Origin of the sequence: Granulicella sp. dw_53, from assembly GCF_018449545.1 — a bacterium.
In the GTDB taxonomy this organism is placed as follows: domain Bacteria; phylum Acidobacteriota; class Terriglobia; order Terriglobales; family Acidobacteriaceae; genus Edaphobacter.
This window is the reverse complement of the sequence record NZ_JAAVUR010000006.1, coordinates 215,855-230,811: the sequence shown is the minus strand read 5'-3', so window position 1 is coordinate 230,811 and position 14,957 is coordinate 215,855. Positions and strand designations below refer to the sequence as shown.

Sequence of the window (14,957 nt, the reverse complement as noted above, 5' to 3'; positions counted from 1 at the left end):
TCCAGACCCCTTCGCCCACACCACCCTCAACAAAAGAGAGAACAAATGAACCCATACCACTCCATCGCAAGCTTCTTCTCCGGATGCTTCCTGGCCAACGTAGTCCCTCACTTCGTGCACGGCATCTCCGGAGATCCCTTCCCCACACCATTCGCCAAACCTCCCGGAAAAGGTCTGTCCTCGCCCACCGTAAACATCCTCTGGGCACTAGCCAACATCGTCGTCGGTTACATCCTCTTTCGAGTAGGAGAAGTCGCAACCGAAGGCGACCCAACCCTCGCAATCTTCTCAGGCATAGCCACCATCGGAATCCTGTCGAGCATCAATTTCTCCAAAAAGCACACCAGATAACGCCACATCAACCGGAAGAGAGAGATGCCCCTCGCCACCCTCGACACCACCTCTGCCCTGATCGTGATCGACCTCCAGAAAGGCATCGTCGCCGCCGATACCGCGCACCCCACCAACGAGATCGTCAGCCGCTCCGTTCAACTCGCGCGAGCCTTCCGCGAACGCGGCCTGCCAGTCGTCCTCGTCAACGTCACCGGCGGAGCCCCAGGCCGCACCGACGCTACCCGTCCCAAGCTCTCTCTTCCAGACGACTGGGCCGACCTCATCCCCGCACTGGAGCAGCAACCCACCGACCTCCTCATTACCAAGCAGCGGCAGGGCGCATTCATCGGCACCTCCCTCGATCACGACCTCCGCCAGCGCGGCGTGACCCAGGTCTTCCTAACCGGCATCGCAACCAGCAGCGGCGTGGAATCCACCGCACGCAGCGCCTATGAGTTGGGCTACAACGTCGTCCTCATCGCAGATGCCATGACCGACCGAAGCGCCGAGGCCCACGCGCACAGCGTCGAAAAGATCTTCCCTCGCCTAAGCGAAGTAGACACAACCGCCAGCGTGCTGCAACGCCTCCAGGAGGAGATGCCACTCCGCTAGTAGTCGACTTCGGATTCGAGAGAGCAGTTGGAGCAGGAGGCAAGCACGGTGACTCTGGCCTTCCCGCCCGGCTGTGGCAGCCATCTGAATTGGGAGGAAGCACGTTCCCGTTCCCTGCCTGTCTACCGCATCGAAGGAACAGAAAGATAAAACGGTGTGGCTTCGTCCTTGCTTTTGTCAAAACTCGTCGGCGATGATGTGGACGGATCGCATAACAAGAACCCAAGTGCATGGCAAGCGTTATAGGAGGATGAATGGGAGACACCAAGACCACGATTGAGCAGGCGTACTCCGCATTCAACCAGCGGGACGTCGACGGTGCATTAGCACTGATGACGCAGGACGTGAGCTGGCCCAAGGCTTCGGAGGGCGGCAAGGTCGTCGGAAAAGAAGAGGTCCGCGCCTACTGGACTCGACAATGGAGTGAGTTCGATCCCATTGTCGAACCGCTCGCAATGGCCGAGGAAGACGGAGGCAAGACCCGCGTCAGGGTGCACCAACTCGTCAAGAGCCTTCAAGGAGATGTTCTTTCGGACAGCGAGGTTCTCCATGTATTCACTATGAACAACGGCCTCATCGCAGCCATGGACCTCGGAGAGGAAGCAGATCAAACCGCTGGTCCTTCAGCCGCATTCGCCCATCGATCCTAATTGCTATCCAATGAGAAGGCCGCCCGGAGGCGGCCTCTCTGTTTTGACACACTTGCTATTGGCAGCAGCTACCACCATCGCAACAGGCAGGCTCTCCGCAGCAGGCGTTGATGGTTGCGGCAGACGCCGGCAGAGACAAGAGCATAACTGCTGCAACTACCAACGATAGGACTTTGATCTTCATAAAAACTCCTTTAGGTTTTCGGAAAAGAACGACACGGCCGTCAACAATGACGGGCCATAAAATGCAAGCCGAGAGAAAGAATCTCTCTAAATTCGCAGATCGTCCTTAAGCTGAAAAACGGCCGGATGATAGCGCAAACCTACAGTAAGCTCGCGCGGAGCCACGCGGATGAGAGGAACCTGTCTGGAATGGTGAACACTCTCAGAGCGTGGGTTGAAACGGACCCTCTCCGATTTGGTCTCTTCTTTTGCGGCGACCGTGATTGGTGCCTGACACGCCGGACAAGATCCTGGCGCATAGTTCACTGGTAGCGGGCAGCAAGGGGAACGGTCCGGCTGACACAGCGGAAACTCTGCCGAGAGACTCTCGGCAAAAGATGCGCTCGTGATCCAAAGGCATGCCAGAAGAAGCACAAACATTCGGCGGAGGTGGCTGCTCAGACTCACAGTTTAACTTTAGCGCATTCTTCCGCTGCTTACATGACCCTAGGCAGCCGCCTCATGAAGCACTCATTCTCCCACCAGGTGCAGAACGATCTCACGTCTGTGCGGACGTACTCTGTGTTCAAAAAGGTAGACGCCCTGCCAGGTGCCCAGAGCGAGCTTGCTATTCACAAGAGGTATTGAGAGCTGCACCTGGGTCAATGCCGTCTTCAGATGAGCTGGCATGTCGTCGGGGCCCTCCGAGTCGTGTTCATAGGGACCGTCCTCGGGTGCGATCCGGTCGAAGTACGCTTTGAGGTCGGCGCGCACAGTCGGATCGGCGTTCTCCTGGATCAAAAGCGAAGCCGAAGTGTGACGGCAAAAGATCGTCAGAAGGGCGGTCTGCATCTGCTGGCGGCTCGTCCATTCGCGGATGGTCGACGTAAATTCGTAGAGCCCCTGGCCTCGCGTCGCGATTTCAAGGCTGTGCACGGATTGCTTCAATCTTCTCTCTCCTTGTCCTCTCTAAATGCTCTTGGGTGGACATCGTGGTTCGATGTTAATCCCCATGTACGCGGCCGCATATGCATGCGGTCGAAGGCGGTCTTCGTAGGATCGCCTAGGTACACATGCATCATTACCACGTCACCTAGCGCTCCTGAGGCCACCCCTCCCCCCTTGCCTGGGCATAACCGGCTTGTAATGAATGGCTTAACGCGCAGACCCTCTCTCAAGACGAAGATTCTAAAGCGGTTGCGTCCAAATACGTCAGCCAGCGTGACTTACGGGTTGTGGTTCCTTTCGGCTTCGCCCATGAGAAAAGCCCCTGCCGTTGGGCCTGGGGCTTTCTCTTTTTTGATCTCTACTTCTATTTTAGTGAGGGTGTCGAAACTAAAGTGCCACTTGTATGTGGCTGATTTGGCTTGGGTTCGTTGGTTTAAGGGCTTGACATGCGATTTTGCTGAGGTTTTTGGCAGAAAAAAAGGTGGCGAGGCTTATATTTATCCGGACGTCTATCTTCAGATGTTTCCGGAGATCGAAGGGAAGCTCTATGTTAAAACCAATTCCCACGGCACATCCAGCGATCATGCTTGGTTCTTTGGCGATCCTTTGCGGGCTGGTTTTCTACAACTTGCATAGTGGACTTCAGAAGCCGGATCCGGCGATCTCACTCATGATCTCACTCATGGTCGTGTTCGCCTGCGTGAGTTCTCAAAGGAGGAGAGCAAAGGCGATTCGAGAGAAGTATTCCCATGGCCGGCGTCAGGGAGATCGACTCTAAGCACGATCTGCCGGTAGAGCTGGCTCAGAGCGAATGCGTTTTATGGGGTTCGTTCCATTTTCAAAATTGATGTAAGAGAAAAGCCCCTTGCCGGTGGCTTGGGGCTTTTCTCTTTGGTTTTGTGCACTTATTTCTGCCGTTATTTGATGAGGTTGCTGGATTCGAGTTGCGTCTCCACAGCCTTGGCAAAGATGGCGCTCAGGTGGGTGGTGGGGTGAACGGTGTCCGCGAAGACGAAGTTTTCATCCGCGTTGGGCGCGGTGAAGGTCTTCGGGGAGCAGAAGAGGGAGTCGTTGAACTGGCTTGGGTTTGCCAGTTTCAAAGCTGTGGCCTCTGCGATCTCTGCTGCCGCGTTGCAGGCCATGCCGTTGCTTGAGACCTGGAATCCAAACTCCGCGAAGTTTGCGACGACGTTGTCGATGATGCCGAAGGTATCGAGTACGACGATTTTATTGAGGAGACCCTTGCTCTGGAGTTGACCCAGCATGGTCGAGTTGAAGAGCTGGGAGATCTGGGTGAGCGACTGGCCATGATCCGCACTGGAGAAGCCTTGCGGGGTGTTTCCGAGGTCGGGCATGTTCATGAGGGCTACGTGGGTCGCGCCTTTTGCCAGGGCGGTATCGACTAAGTTCGCAAGATCCAAAGCGGATTGGACGATGGCCTGCTGTGCCGCCTGGAGCGCCGCTGGTGTGCCTATCTCCTGGGCGATTTCCAGATTGATGAAGACATCGTTGGCTCCGCCGTTGAAGACGACGAGCTGATTGGGATGGAACCGCTGGTATACGGAGAGGTACTCGTTGAGCTGCTGCGCGACTGGGATGGTGGTCTCAAAGGCGAAGTCGGCGTTTGGGGTTCCGGCGGCTGGATGACCGATGCCCGGCTGCAAGGTGACACGAGATCCGCCCTGGGCGTAGCTGAAGCCGCCGGATGGCTTGAGTGGCTGGCCGAAACCTCCCTGAAAGGCGGGTGTGAGGACGTCTCCGAAGGTGCAAGCTACGTCCTCTATGAAGAGTTTTGCGGGGTTGGTGGTGAACTTTCCACCGCCGAATTTCTCTCCAACGAACTTCTGGTAGGCGCCGACGTCCAGCAGGCTATCCCCGAAGGTGAGCACTTGTAGTTTGACGCCACCGGCTGGGACTCTGGCGGTGGGATCGAGCGTGCAGGCGGCGTGTAGCGATGTGGAGCCAAGAGCCATCGCCATCAGGATTGCCGCGGCGGAAAGCATTGCTCTATAGGGTGCGTTCGATCGTGCAGTCAATTTCTGATATTTCACAGCTATTCCTCGCTCAGGGGGCATGCGTTTGGAGACGCTGCCCTTGATCTGAACAGTGAGGGCGTTGTTTTATTCCGCGAGGGTAAGGATGGGAGAGAGGAAAATTCATGTGTGGGTATCTTGCTCGTTTTTTCTTCGGCTCGTTATTTAGGAAGAACGTCAAATACCTAAATAACGTTTTTCTAAGTAAGGTGGCCCTAAATAAGCCTGGCGCTTGTTTCGCTACGTTCTGCTAAGTTTCGATCTGTTTTTGAGATTGGGGTGGGGAACATGGGGTGTCTTGCGGGCATACTCTTGCAGGAGAGCACGGAATGATGACGGCGACGGCGTTGGGAGTTGAGTCTCTGGTGCTGGGGAGATCGTGATGAGTTCACGGGTCGGGCGGCTGGTCTTCGATGCTCTTCCGGCGCGGGATGCGGAGATTTGTCTGCCAGGTGTTCCGGATGTCTCACCTGCTTCGGAGCCCTCGTTGCTGGGACAACTGTGGCAGCGGCTCTGTTCGGATGAGGAGTTGGCGGAGCAGTTGCAGCGGGGCCATGCGGATGCGTTGACGGTCTTGTTCAAGCGGCATGGGGGATTGTTGTTTGGGATTGCGCGACGCATTCTGCGGAACGATGCAGAGGCGGAGGACGCGGTGCAGCAGATCTTTCTGGATGTGTTTCGTTCGATTGCGCAGTTCGATCCGGCGAAGGGTGCATTCAAGGCTTGGCTGCTGATGTTTGCGTATCACCGGACGTTCAATCTGCGGCGGTCGCAGGTGGCGCGGCGGTTCTTCGATACGGACTCGATTGAAGATGTGTTGCCGGGGTTGTTGCTGCCCAAGGATGCGAAGGCGGATTACTCGGTGGCGGAGGGCGGTATCTTGCTGGGGCAGTTGCTGCAGACGTTGCAGCCACGGCAGCGACGGACGATCGAGTTGGTCTACTACGAGGGGCTGACGGCGGAGGAGGTCGCGATGCGAACAGGAGAGAGCGTTCGGGTGGTGCGGCACAATCTGTACCGGGGGCTGGAGAGGCTGCGCAGGAGCTTCTGCGATGTGCGTCGCGAGAAGACGGATGGGGGTGCGCGATGAACAGCGAGCATGAGGGGTTCGAGATGTTGTGTGCTCTGTTTGTGAGTGGGCAGTTGGCGGGGGATGAGATTGCTGAGCTGCGGGAGCATGTTGCTGGTTGTGGGGATTGCAGGAGGAGTCTCGAGGAGATGGTTGAAGTTGATTGCGGCCTGGCCTCTGCGCAGCAGTCGGGGCGTATGCCGAAGGGGATGCAGGAGCGGTTTGTTGCGCGGGCTGTGAGGGAGGGTGTTCCGCTGCGGGCGGCGGCGTCGGAGGGGTCGTTGCTCTTGCATGGATGGGGATTGGCTTTCGTTGCGCTGGTCTTTGTTGTCTTTGCTGGCTTTGCTTTGAGGGTTCGTCTTTCTTCGGGCGATGTGGGTGCGGTGGCTTCCGTTGCGGTGGATGCTTTGCCGGTGCGGGCTGCGGTGAGTGCGGCTCCTGTACGCGAGGTGCGGATGTCGCGATCTGTGGGGCGCAAGCGGGTGGGGCGCCGGTCTTCTTTGTTGCGGGGGGATGTTTCTGCTGATTTGCAGACGCGGTTTACTTTGTACTCTCCCAGGGTTGCACAGGATGGCTTTGCTGTGTCGCGGATGAGTTTGCCCAAGGTCTCGCGGCTTTCGAGTGAGTATGTCTTACCGGGGCTGGGGTTGCGTGGTGTGGAGGAGGGTAAGGCGTTTCGTGTTCCGCAGCTTTGGCGTGGAGACGATGTGCGGTATGTGGGAAGGTCTGGCGCTAAGGTTGCTTCGTTGCTGTCGCTGGAGCTGCCGCAGAGCGCGGCTTTGCAGGAGATGCGTTTTTCGAGTGCTGTTGTGAGTCCGAGGTCTTCGGTCTCGCAGTAAGGGTTCATCCGTAGGACAACTGTGGTTCGAATAGGAGAGGTCGCTATGAGGCGGTCGTGTAGAGGTGTGTTCTTTTTTGGAGTGATGTGTGGGTTTGGTGGCCCGATGGTTTGGGCTCAGGCTGCGGCGGGGCAGGCGGCGGGCATCGTGGTCGTGAACTTCAATGCTGCGGTATTGCAGACGGCGGAGGCGCAGCGGGATCTGGGTGCGGTGGAGAAGAAGTTTTTGCCGCGGCAGGTGGCGTTGAAGAGGCTGAACGATGAGGTGGAGGCTTCGAGGAAGCAGTTGAGTGTGGGAGGGGACAAGCTGAGTGAGGTGGAGAGGGTGGCTCGGGAGCAGGCGTTGAATGGGAAGGAGAAGCGGCTGCAGCGGGAGGCGGAGGACTTCAGGAACGACTCGCAGGCGGAGTCGCAGGAGGTGTTTCAGAGGGTGGCGCAGAAGGTGTTTGGGGTGTTGCAGGAGTACTCGCAGCAGCATGGGTATGCGGCGGTGATCGAGCGGGGGCCGGATTCGGCTCCGGCGGTATGGTATGCGGCGAGTGCGGCGGATATTACGGGGGAGATTGTGAAGGCTTACGATGCGCGGGGTGGTTTGCCGAACTCGCCCGCTGTTTCGGGGGCTAAGGGGAGGGATTCGGGGGTGGGGCGGGCTCCACGGTGAGGTATTGGTATTTGGAGTGGATTGGGCGCTGGGGCGTCTTTGGCCAGTAAAATAAAGGGTGATGGCGTTTACGGAACAGTACGACGTGGTGGTGGTTGGGGCCGGGCATGCTGGTTGCGAGGCGGCGATGGCAGCGGCGCGGATGGGGCTGCGCACGGCGATCTTTACGCTGAACCTCGATCTGATTGCGCAGATGAGCTGCAATCCGGCGATTGGTGGCGTGGCGAAGGGTCATCTGGTGCGCGAGGTGGATGCGCTGGGTGGGGTGATGGGCGAGGTCGCGGACGCTACGGGGATTCAGTTTCGGCTGCTGAATACGAGCCGGGGGCCGGCGGTGTGGTCTCCGCGGGCACAGTGCGATAAGGCGCTGTACCGGGTGAAGATGCGCGAGGTGCTGGAGGGTCAGCGGAATCTCTTTATCAAGCAGGCTGAGGTGGTCGACCTGGTTCGCGAGGAGGTTGCGGGGGCGGAGCTGCCTCGGGTGACTGGTTTGAAGCTGCGGGATGGGCGGGTGATTCTGGCTGGCGCGACGATTGTCACCACCGGAACGTTTTTGAATGGGTTGATTCACTGTGGCGAGGAGCAGTACACGGCGGGGCGAAGCGGGGAGCCGGCGAGTGTATTGCTGGGCGAGGCGCTGAAGCGGCTGGGTCTGCGGGAGTGCCGGTTGAAGACGGGCACGCCGCCGCGGCTGGATGGGCGCACGATCGATTGGGAGCGGTTTGAGGTGCAGCCGGGGGATGAGGATCCTACGCCGTTCAGCTTCCGGTCGATGGGGAATGGGAGCGGGAGTCCGGTGGGGGCGTGGGCGCCGCCGCTGCGGCAGATTGTGTGCCATGTGGCGCATACGACGAAGGAGACGCTCCGGCTGATTCGGGAGAATGTACACCGGTCGCCGATGTACTCGGGGCAGATTGGCGCGGTGGGTCCGCGGTACTGTCCTTCGATCGAGGACAAGATTGTGCGGTTCCCGGAGAAGACGCGGCATCAGTTCTTCCTGGAGCCGGAGGGTTTGAATACGCATGAGGTCTATATCAATGGGATGAGCACCAGTTTGCCGATGGAGATTCAGGCGGCGATGGTGCGGTCTATCCCGGGGCTGGATAAGGCGGAGATGCTGCGGCCCGGCTATGCGATTGAGTATGACGCGATCGATCCGACGGAGCTGGACCGGACGCTGCAGGTGAAGAAGTTCGCTGGACTGTATCTGGCGGGGCAGATCAATGGGACGAGCGGCTATGAGGAGGCTGCCTGCCAGGGGCTGATGGCGGGGATCAATGCGGCACTGATGGTTCGTGGGGAGGCTCCGTTTACGCTGGACCGGACGGAGGCCTATACGGGGATTCTGATCGACGACCTGATCAGCAAGGGGACGAATGAGCCGTACCGGATGTTTACGTCACGGGCGGAGTTCCGGCTGCATCTGCGGATCGATAATGCTGACCGGAGGCTGACTCCGCATGGACGGCGGCTGGGGCTGATCGACGATGGAGCGTGGGCGGAGTTCGAACGGAAGCAGGCGCGGGCAGAGGCGTTGGAGCGATTGCTGGAGACGGCGCGGGTGCGGATCTCGGAGCTGCCAAGCGATTTGGTGGAGGGTTTGGACGGCGACGGGACTGGCGTTACGGGCACTACGTTCGCACAGTTTTTGAAGCGGCCTGAGGTGGGGATTGAGGTGCTGGCTCCGCTGTTGCGGGAGAGGCTGGCAGCGGGGGGCGAGACGTTCTCGGGTTGGGTTGCGGCGATGGATGCAGCGGGCGGGACGCGGCTGCCGGCGTGGGTGCGGAACGAGATGAAGACGGTGGAGACCGAGATCAAGTACTCGGGGTATCTGGACCAGCAGCGGAAGACGATGGAGAAGATGCGCAAGGCGGAGCGGCGGGGGATTCCGGCGTGGTTCGACTACAGTACGGTGAGCGGATTGAGCCGCGAGATGCAGGAGACGCTGAAGCGCGTGCGGCCGCAGACGCTGGGACAGGCAAGCAGGATCGCTGGGGTGACTCCGGCGGCGGTGAGCCTGCTGCATGTTTATATCGAGATTCAAGGTAAGCGGCAGGCTGCTGGCTAGGCTTGGCTGTCAGCTAGGCGCGTTTGGCTAGTTCCAGGGGGCTGGGGGCGGCAACCTCGAAGGGGATGTTGGTGAGCCGCTCGGACTCTTCCCATAGTTTCTTTGCTACGGCGGTGTCCCTGGCTTTTTCGGGGATCGGGACTGGCACGGGCGGGCCGGACATCTCGAAGAGGCCGCGGGGGCCGTAGTAGCCGCCGGGTTCGGCCTCTCGCGCCACGGCTGCGAAGAGGATGGGCAAGGCTCCGCGGGAGACGTTGTGGGATATGGTGGGCTTCATCATTGCCAGCAGGAACTTCGTTAGTCCGGGCACGATCTTTTGGAGATCGGAGGGGGCGTAGCCGGGATGGGCGGCTGTGCTCATTGCGTTCAGGCCTGCGGTGGAGAGGCGACGTTGCAGCTCCAGCGCAAACATCAAGGCGGCCAGCTTTGAGCGGTTGTATGCGCCCATGGGGTGGTATCGGCGCTCGGCCTGGAGGTTGTCGAACTCTACGCTTCCGAGCTTGCTGGCGGTGCTCGACAGGGTGACGACTCTTGCGCTGGGGGCTTCGAGGATGGCGGGCATCAATAGGGCTGTGAGGGCGAAGTGGCCGAGGTAGTTGATTCCGAACTGAGCCTCGAAGCCGTCCAAGGTTCGATGGCGGCGGGGAAGTCCCATGATGCCGGCGTTATTCACCAGCAGGTCCAGCGGCTCGTCGCCCATGCGGAGGGCGAACTCCCGTATGGACTGCAAGTTTGCCAGATCCAGGAGGGCCATGCGGACACGCGCGTGGGGTAGCTTGGCGCGGATGCGGGAGACGGCTTCTTCGCCCCGGCTGACGGAGCGCACCGCGAGCGTTACCTCTGCGCCTGCGCGTGCCAGCTCCAGTGCTGTATGCCAGCCGACGCCGCCGTTGCCTCCGGTGACGATTGCCCTTCGGCCACGTTGGGATTCGATTCGGTCGGACGTCCAGGCCATGCTCTTGCTCTCCGCTTCTCTTTATCTTCAGCTTTATCTTCTTGAGCCTATTGCAACGTGATGGGTTCGTCTGCTGCACCAAGGGACGTGAGGTGGAACAGATGCCCGGGGAGTTTATTCCGGACTCGCGTTCTTCGCGTCTCGAATCCCCGGGAAATGCTGGTTCAAATGGGTTTCATAAGCGTCTAATCTCAGACGGGACCTGGTATATGGTTCTGGATGGTGTAACAGGATGGGCGGAGCGCAATGCGAAACTTACTGATTGCCGTGGTGGTTGCGGGATTACTTCTGATGGGCTGGAGGATGGTCACGATGAATACTTCTGTGGAAGCCGACCGCAAGGAGCCGATTCCAGCGGCGGCCTACGATGCCGTGAAGCCGGCGAAGCCAGGGCATGAGACGGCGGTGTTTGCGGGCGGATGCTTCTGGGGAACACAGGCTGTGTTTCAGCGAGTGAAGGGCGTCGAAAAGACCACTGCGGGTTATGCGGGCGGGTCTGCTTCGACAGCGACCTACTCCCAGGTGACGACCGAGACGACGGGGCATGCGGAGTCGCTCGAGATCGTCTTCGATCCGGCGAAGATTACGTATGGACAGCTGCTGCGCATCTTCTTTAGTGCGGCGCACGATCCGACGCAGTTGAACCGGCAGGGTCCGGATGTGGGAAGCTCGTACCGGTCGGTGATCTTCTACACCACGCCCGAGCAGCAGAAGATTGCAGCGGCTTATATCGCGCAGTTGGATGGAGAGAAGGTGTTTGGGAAACCGATCGTGACGCAGGTAGTGCCGCTGAAGGGGTTCTATACTGGCGAGGACTATCACCAGGACTACGCCGAGAAGAATCCTAATAACCCTTACATCCAGGTCTGCGATGTGCCGAAGATCGCTGCTTTGAAGGCACAATTTCCGGATCTGTTTCAGGACTATAAGAAGCACTAATCGTAGTTTGTTGGGATCTAACCTCCAACCTCACATAACTTGTCGGCCTGAGGCCACTTGCAGTTCATCGCGAGTGGCCTCAGGCGACGAGTAGCGGCGCTACCTCTTTTCTACCCAATCATTCAATTGATTTCGAGTTCCTTGAACTGTCCGCGTTGAAAGGGGCGGGAGATATTTCTTGCTCCGAAGTCCAAATTTAGGTTAGGCTAATTATTGAAATTAGGCATACCTAAATATGATTCACTACTCCTCAGCGCTGTTTCTATCGGTTCTCTTCCCGGTTATGCCGGGGTACTCGCAGATCAGCGCTCCGTCTGGGTTCGGCCTCGTGGTTCTTGTGGAAGACTCCACAGGGGCGGTCCTCCCGAATGCTTCCGTCAGCCTTCGATGCCCGGGCCAGCGGGAACAGCAGGCAGTCCGGAGCGTTGCGGGGACGTTCACTCTGCCGCTTAGCGTTCAGGGCTGCGTCCTTCAGGTGCAAGCGGAGGGCTTCGCGCCGCTCAGCCAGATTGTCCCCGCCGGGGTCTCCGACGTTGAACTGCGGCTGGTCCCTGTTCGTGCCGAGGCGCAGGTCACTGTGCTTGCCGATCAGGAGATTGCGACCGCCCAGACCACCTCTGCGCATGGGGTTCTCTCGGCTCGCCAGATCGCCGACATTCCTATTACCAACCACGCTACGGGGCTCACCGAGATCCTCACCCGCACGACTCCTGGGGTCGCCGCCGATGCGAATGGATTCGCGCATCCTTTGGGTGAGCACGCCGATACGTCTCTCTCGCTGGATGGACAACCGATCACCGATCAGCAGGCCAAGGTCTTCGCCAACCAGATCGACCCGGCGATTATCCAGACGCTCAAGGCCACCACCGGGGCGCCTACCGCTGAGTTTGGCGATAAGACCAGCCTTATCGTCGAGATCACCACGAAGTCGGGCCGCGATCATAAGCCCTCCGGCTCGCTGTCCAGCGAGTACGGGAGCTTCGGGAGTTGGTCGGAGGCGCTCTCCTTCAGTGTGGGCAGCAAGGCCTGGGGGAACTTTCTCGCCGTGAACGGCGGCGGCTCCAACCGCTTCCTCGACACGCCCGAGTTCGACCCGATCCACGCCCACGGCAACAGCGAAGGGCTCTTCGACCGCGTCGACTTCCAGCCGCGCGAGCGGGATCTTCTTCACCTGAACATGGGCCTTGGCCGCTCGTGGTTCCAGACGCCCAATAGCTTTGACACCGCTGCAGCGGCGCAGGATCGGCGCAGCCAGATACGGAACTCCAATCTGGCCTTTGGCTGGACCCATACGGTTAGCCCCAGTCTGCTGCTTACCTTCACTCCGTTCCTGCGCCACGACCGTGCCGAGTATGTGCCCTCCGCCGATCCTCTTGCCGATTTCACCGCTACGATGGCGCAGGACCGCACCCTTACGAACACTGGTCTCCATGCCCAGGCGCTCTATATTCACGGCCCGCATACGGCTAAGGTTGGCGGCACCTATACCCATACTTTGCTGCATGAGCGCTTCTCTCTGGCGCTGACTGATCCTGTCTACAACTCCCCTTGCATGACCACAGCCGGAGGTGCGGCGGCTGCTCCTGGTATCCGCAGTCCAGGGGACTGCACTGCCGTGGGCCTTCTATCTAACCCTGCCTATCTGCCCGCGCTTCTCCCTTACGACCTCACGCGCGGGGGCGGGCTGTATCACTTCGATAAGTCCGCCGATATCGTCCAGACCGCCTTCTATGCGCAGGATGAGGTTCATCTCGGCGATCTGCTGCTTAGCGCAGGTCTACGCTATGACATCTACGACGGTCTTAGCCGGGGACGCCAGTTGGCTCCTCGTCTTGGGGCGGGCTGGAGGACTCCATTTACTCGCACTCTGCTTCGCCTCTCCTATGCGCGGCTCTATGAGACTCCTTATAACGAGAACCTTATCTTCGCCAACGAGTCTGGCGCAGGAGATACGGGTGTCGGCACCGGCAACCCTTTTGCGGCGTTTCGCTCTGAGCCGGTTCGTCCGGGTACACGGAACCAGTTCAACGTTGGCGTTGCCCAGTCCTTTGGCTCCCACGTCACGGTCGACGCCGACTACTACTGGAAGTTCACCCATACTGCCTTCGACTTCGATACGCTCTTCAATACTCCTATTACGTTCTCCGTGGCGTGGCGGAAGTCCAAGATCGATGGCCTTGCCGTCCGGCTTGCAGTCAGCGATCTCCACGGATTTAATGTCTCCAGTGTTATGGGTCACGTCCGTTCGCGCTTCTTTACACCGGAGGTTGGGGGCCTGATCTTCAACCCTGCTCCGTCCAGCCCGGTCTTTCGCATCGATCATGGCGAGGAGTTCGAACAGACCACGAACTTTCGGTACGATTTTCCACGGCGTGTTCTGGGGAGGCATCGCCTCTGGGCCGGAGCGGTGTGGCGCTACAACAGCGGTCTTGCGCTTCCGGACACGGTTCCCACCCACACCGAGGCTCTGGCCCTAACGCCGGATGAGCAGTCCCAGATCGGGCTCCACTGCGGTGCGGACCGCGCTACCCCGACCCATGCTATTCGCAGTTGCGGGCCGGCTGCCTTTGCGACCGATCGTATTCGCATTCCTGCTCCGGGCACGTACGACGCGGATCGTAACGCTGTGCGCGTGTCTCCGCGGACGCTGATCGATCTGTCCGTGGGGGATGACGGGCTCCATCACTTCGAGCATGCCACTCTGGGCGTGCGGGCTACCGTGATCAATGCCGCGAACGAGGTCGCCCTGTATAACTTCCTTTCGACCTTTAGCGGGACGCACTTTGTGCCGCCGCGCGCTGTCCAGCTCTCGGTCCAACTGACCTTTTAGGCCCTCCGAAGGCTATCGGCTGCCGGGCGAGTCTGGGGCGTTCCTGGGGCGTTGCTGGGGCCCGAACCTGATGCTTGAATCGAAAGTGGTAGCGGACCAGTCTATTAATTGTTATGGCAACAGCAAATACTCGCGATCACCTTATTGAAATCGGCCTTCAAGCGATGCACTCGACCGGTTACGCTTCCACCGGCGTCAAGCAGATCCTCGACATGGCGGGCGTGCCTAAAGGCTCTTTTTACCACTACTTCCCCAGCAAAGAGGCCTTTACTGTCGAGGTCATTCAACGCTATGTCGCGAATGAGACGGCCCTCAGGGAGCCCATCCTGTTGAGCTCCAGCGAGCCTCCTCTGCAGCGGCTTCGCGCCTACTTCGACGCTCAGACCGCTATCTACGAGCGGGCGAAGACACTGTGCGGCTGCCTCCTCGGCAACCTCAGCATCGAGGTCGCCGACCATATTCCTCGCCTGCAATCTGTTCTCGGCGAGACCTTCGTCTACTGGCAGGGAGCCCTTGCCGCTGTGCTGAGCGAAGCCGAAGCCCGTGGCGAACTTCCGGCCTCTCTCAAGCCGTCCGAGACTTCCGGGTTTATCCTCAACGCCTGGGAGGGCGCCTTGGTGCGTATGAAGGCGGAGCAATCGCTGGAGCCGCTCCGGACCTTCCGCCACTATATCTTCGATATTCTCCTCAAAAAGTAGTCGTAAAAGGGCAGGGCGAGACCTCCTGCCCGTGCTTTCCACAGAATCCACAGAGAGATGCTCTCCTCATTTAGAAATATATGAACTTTTCGAATCTACTAACCAACCGGTCTACTCTAAGTATTGGGCGAACTGATAACCCAGAAAATTTCGAACTAAAG

At 59.2% G+C, this 14,957-nt stretch carries 14 protein-coding genes; 11 read left to right on the top strand and 3 right to left on the bottom strand.

The window, feature by feature from the left end; all coding sequences use genetic code 11:
• Positions 1-45 precede the first annotated feature (45 nt).
• From HB393_RS11520 to HB393_RS11510, 3 genes are all read left to right on the top strand, one after another.
• On the top strand, positions 46-351 hold the full coding sequence (locus HB393_RS11520) for a hypothetical protein (RefSeq protein WP_213805319.1): 306 nt from the start codon (positions 46-48) through the stop codon (positions 349-351).
• Between the two features lie 24 nt (positions 352-375).
• The gene (locus HB393_RS11515; protein ID WP_213805318.1) at positions 376-945 is read left to right on the top strand and encodes an isochorismatase family protein; all 570 of its coding nucleotides are present in this window, start codon (positions 376-378) and stop codon (positions 943-945) included.
• Between the two features lie 254 nt (positions 946-1,199).
• Positions 1,200-1,595 (top strand): nuclear transport factor 2 family protein, encoded by a 396-nt coding sequence (locus HB393_RS11510; RefSeq protein ID WP_213805317.1) that lies wholly within the window; start codon positions 1,200-1,202, stop codon positions 1,593-1,595.
• Positions 1,596-2,288: 693 nt separating this feature from the next.
• Here the strand turns inward: HB393_RS11510 and HB393_RS11505 are convergent.
• On the bottom strand, positions 2,289-2,705 hold the full coding sequence (locus tag HB393_RS11505) for a secondary thiamine-phosphate synthase enzyme YjbQ (protein ID WP_213805316.1): 417 nt from the start codon (positions 2,703-2,705) through the stop codon (positions 2,289-2,291).
• A gap of 309 nt (positions 2,706-3,014) precedes the next feature.
• On the opposite strand from HB393_RS11505, the gene HB393_RS11500 reads away from it, so the two are divergent.
• The gene (locus HB393_RS11500; RefSeq protein ID WP_213805315.1) at positions 3,015-3,341 is read left to right on the top strand and encodes a hypothetical protein; all 327 of its coding nucleotides are present in this window, start codon (positions 3,015-3,017) and stop codon (positions 3,339-3,341) included.
• A gap of 281 nt (positions 3,342-3,622) precedes the next feature.
• On the opposite strand, the gene HB393_RS11495 is transcribed toward HB393_RS11500, so the two are convergent.
• Positions 3,623-4,708 (bottom strand): SGNH/GDSL hydrolase family protein, encoded by a 1,086-nt coding sequence (locus tag HB393_RS11495; protein ID WP_255550992.1) that lies wholly within the window; start codon positions 4,706-4,708, stop codon positions 3,623-3,625.
• A gap of 412 nt (positions 4,709-5,120) precedes the next feature.
• Between HB393_RS11495 and HB393_RS11490 the strand changes: the two genes are divergently transcribed.
• The 4 genes from HB393_RS11490 to mnmG all read left to right on the top strand — a co-directional run bounded on the left by HB393_RS11490 (position 5,121) and on the right by mnmG (position 9,374).
• On the top strand, positions 5,121-5,828 hold the full coding sequence (locus HB393_RS11490) for a sigma-70 family RNA polymerase sigma factor (RefSeq protein WP_213805313.1): 708 nt from the start codon (positions 5,121-5,123) through the stop codon (positions 5,826-5,828).
• Positions 5,825-6,646, top strand: a complete 822-nt coding sequence (locus HB393_RS11485; RefSeq protein WP_213805312.1) for a zf-HC2 domain-containing protein — start codon at positions 5,825-5,827, stop codon at positions 6,644-6,646. The genes HB393_RS11490 and HB393_RS11485 overlap by 4 nt, the downstream gene beginning before the upstream one ends.
• 45 nt (positions 6,647-6,691) lie before the next feature.
• Entirely contained in the window at positions 6,692-7,306 is a 615-nt protein-coding gene (locus tag HB393_RS11480) for an OmpH family outer membrane protein (RefSeq protein WP_213805311.1), read from the top strand.
• A gap of 61 nt (positions 7,307-7,367) precedes the next feature.
• Positions 7,368-9,374, top strand: coding sequence for a tRNA uridine-5-carboxymethylaminomethyl(34) synthesis enzyme MnmG (gene mnmG / locus HB393_RS11475; RefSeq protein ID WP_213805310.1), 2,007 nt, complete (start codon positions 7,368-7,370; stop codon positions 9,372-9,374).
• Between the two features lie 13 nt (positions 9,375-9,387).
• On the opposite strand, the gene HB393_RS11470 is transcribed toward mnmG, so the two are convergent.
• Entirely contained in the window at positions 9,388-10,329 is a 942-nt protein-coding gene (locus HB393_RS11470) for an oxidoreductase (RefSeq protein WP_213805309.1), read from the bottom strand.
• Positions 10,330-10,620: 291 nt separating this feature from the next.
• Between HB393_RS11470 and msrA the strand changes: the two genes are divergently transcribed.
• The 3 genes from msrA (at position 10,621) to HB393_RS11455 (ending at position 14,796) form a co-directional block, all read left to right on the top strand.
• A complete protein-coding gene (gene msrA / locus HB393_RS11465) occupies positions 10,621-11,268 on the top strand; it encodes a peptide-methionine (S)-S-oxide reductase MsrA (protein WP_213805432.1) in 648 nt (215 codons plus the stop codon).
• A 235-nt stretch (positions 11,269-11,503) separates the two neighbouring features.
• Positions 11,504-14,098, top strand: a complete 2,595-nt coding sequence (locus HB393_RS11460) for a TonB-dependent receptor (RefSeq protein WP_213805308.1) — start codon at positions 11,504-11,506, stop codon at positions 14,096-14,098.
• Between the two features lie 113 nt (positions 14,099-14,211).
• A complete protein-coding gene (locus HB393_RS11455) occupies positions 14,212-14,796 on the top strand; it encodes a TetR family transcriptional regulator C-terminal domain-containing protein (RefSeq protein ID WP_213805307.1) in 585 nt (194 codons plus the stop codon).
• Positions 14,797-14,957 lie beyond the last annotated feature (161 nt).

What these genes read in the sequence shown, in the direction of transcription:
- HB393_RS11520 (WP_213805319.1), top strand. Translation starts at nt 46, where the DNA reads ATGAACCCATACCACTCCATCGCAAGCTTCTTCTCCGGATGCTTCCTG.
- HB393_RS11515 (WP_213805318.1), top strand. Translation starts at nt 376, where the DNA reads ATGCCCCTCGCCACCCTCGACACCACCTCTGCCCTGATCGTGATCGAC.
- HB393_RS11510 (WP_213805317.1), top strand. Translation starts at nt 1,200, where the DNA reads ATGGGAGACACCAAGACCACGATTGAGCAGGCGTACTCCGCATTCAAC.
- HB393_RS11500 (WP_213805315.1), top strand. Translation starts at nt 3,015, where the DNA reads ATGAGAAAAGCCCCTGCCGTTGGGCCTGGGGCTTTCTCTTTTTTGATC.
- HB393_RS11495 (WP_255550992.1), bottom strand. Translation starts at nt 4,708, where the DNA reads ATGCTTTCCGCCGCGGCAATCCTGATGGCGATGGCTCTTGGCTCCACA.
- HB393_RS11490 (WP_213805313.1), top strand. Translation starts at nt 5,121, where the DNA reads ATGAGTTCACGGGTCGGGCGGCTGGTCTTCGATGCTCTTCCGGCGCGG.
- HB393_RS11485 (WP_213805312.1), top strand. Translation starts at nt 5,825, where the DNA reads ATGAACAGCGAGCATGAGGGGTTCGAGATGTTGTGTGCTCTGTTTGTG.
- HB393_RS11480 (WP_213805311.1), top strand. Translation starts at nt 6,692, where the DNA reads ATGAGGCGGTCGTGTAGAGGTGTGTTCTTTTTTGGAGTGATGTGTGGG.
- mnmG (WP_213805310.1), top strand. Translation starts at nt 7,368, where the DNA reads ATGGCGTTTACGGAACAGTACGACGTGGTGGTGGTTGGGGCCGGGCAT.
- HB393_RS11470 (WP_213805309.1), bottom strand. Translation starts at nt 10,329, where the DNA reads ATGGCCTGGACGTCCGACCGAATCGAATCCCAACGTGGCCGAAGGGCA.
- msrA (WP_213805432.1), top strand. Translation starts at nt 10,621, where the DNA reads ATGGGCTGGAGGATGGTCACGATGAATACTTCTGTGGAAGCCGACCGC.
- HB393_RS11460 (WP_213805308.1), top strand. Translation starts at nt 11,504, where the DNA reads ATGATTCACTACTCCTCAGCGCTGTTTCTATCGGTTCTCTTCCCGGTT.
- HB393_RS11455 (WP_213805307.1), top strand. Translation starts at nt 14,212, where the DNA reads ATGGCAACAGCAAATACTCGCGATCACCTTATTGAAATCGGCCTTCAA.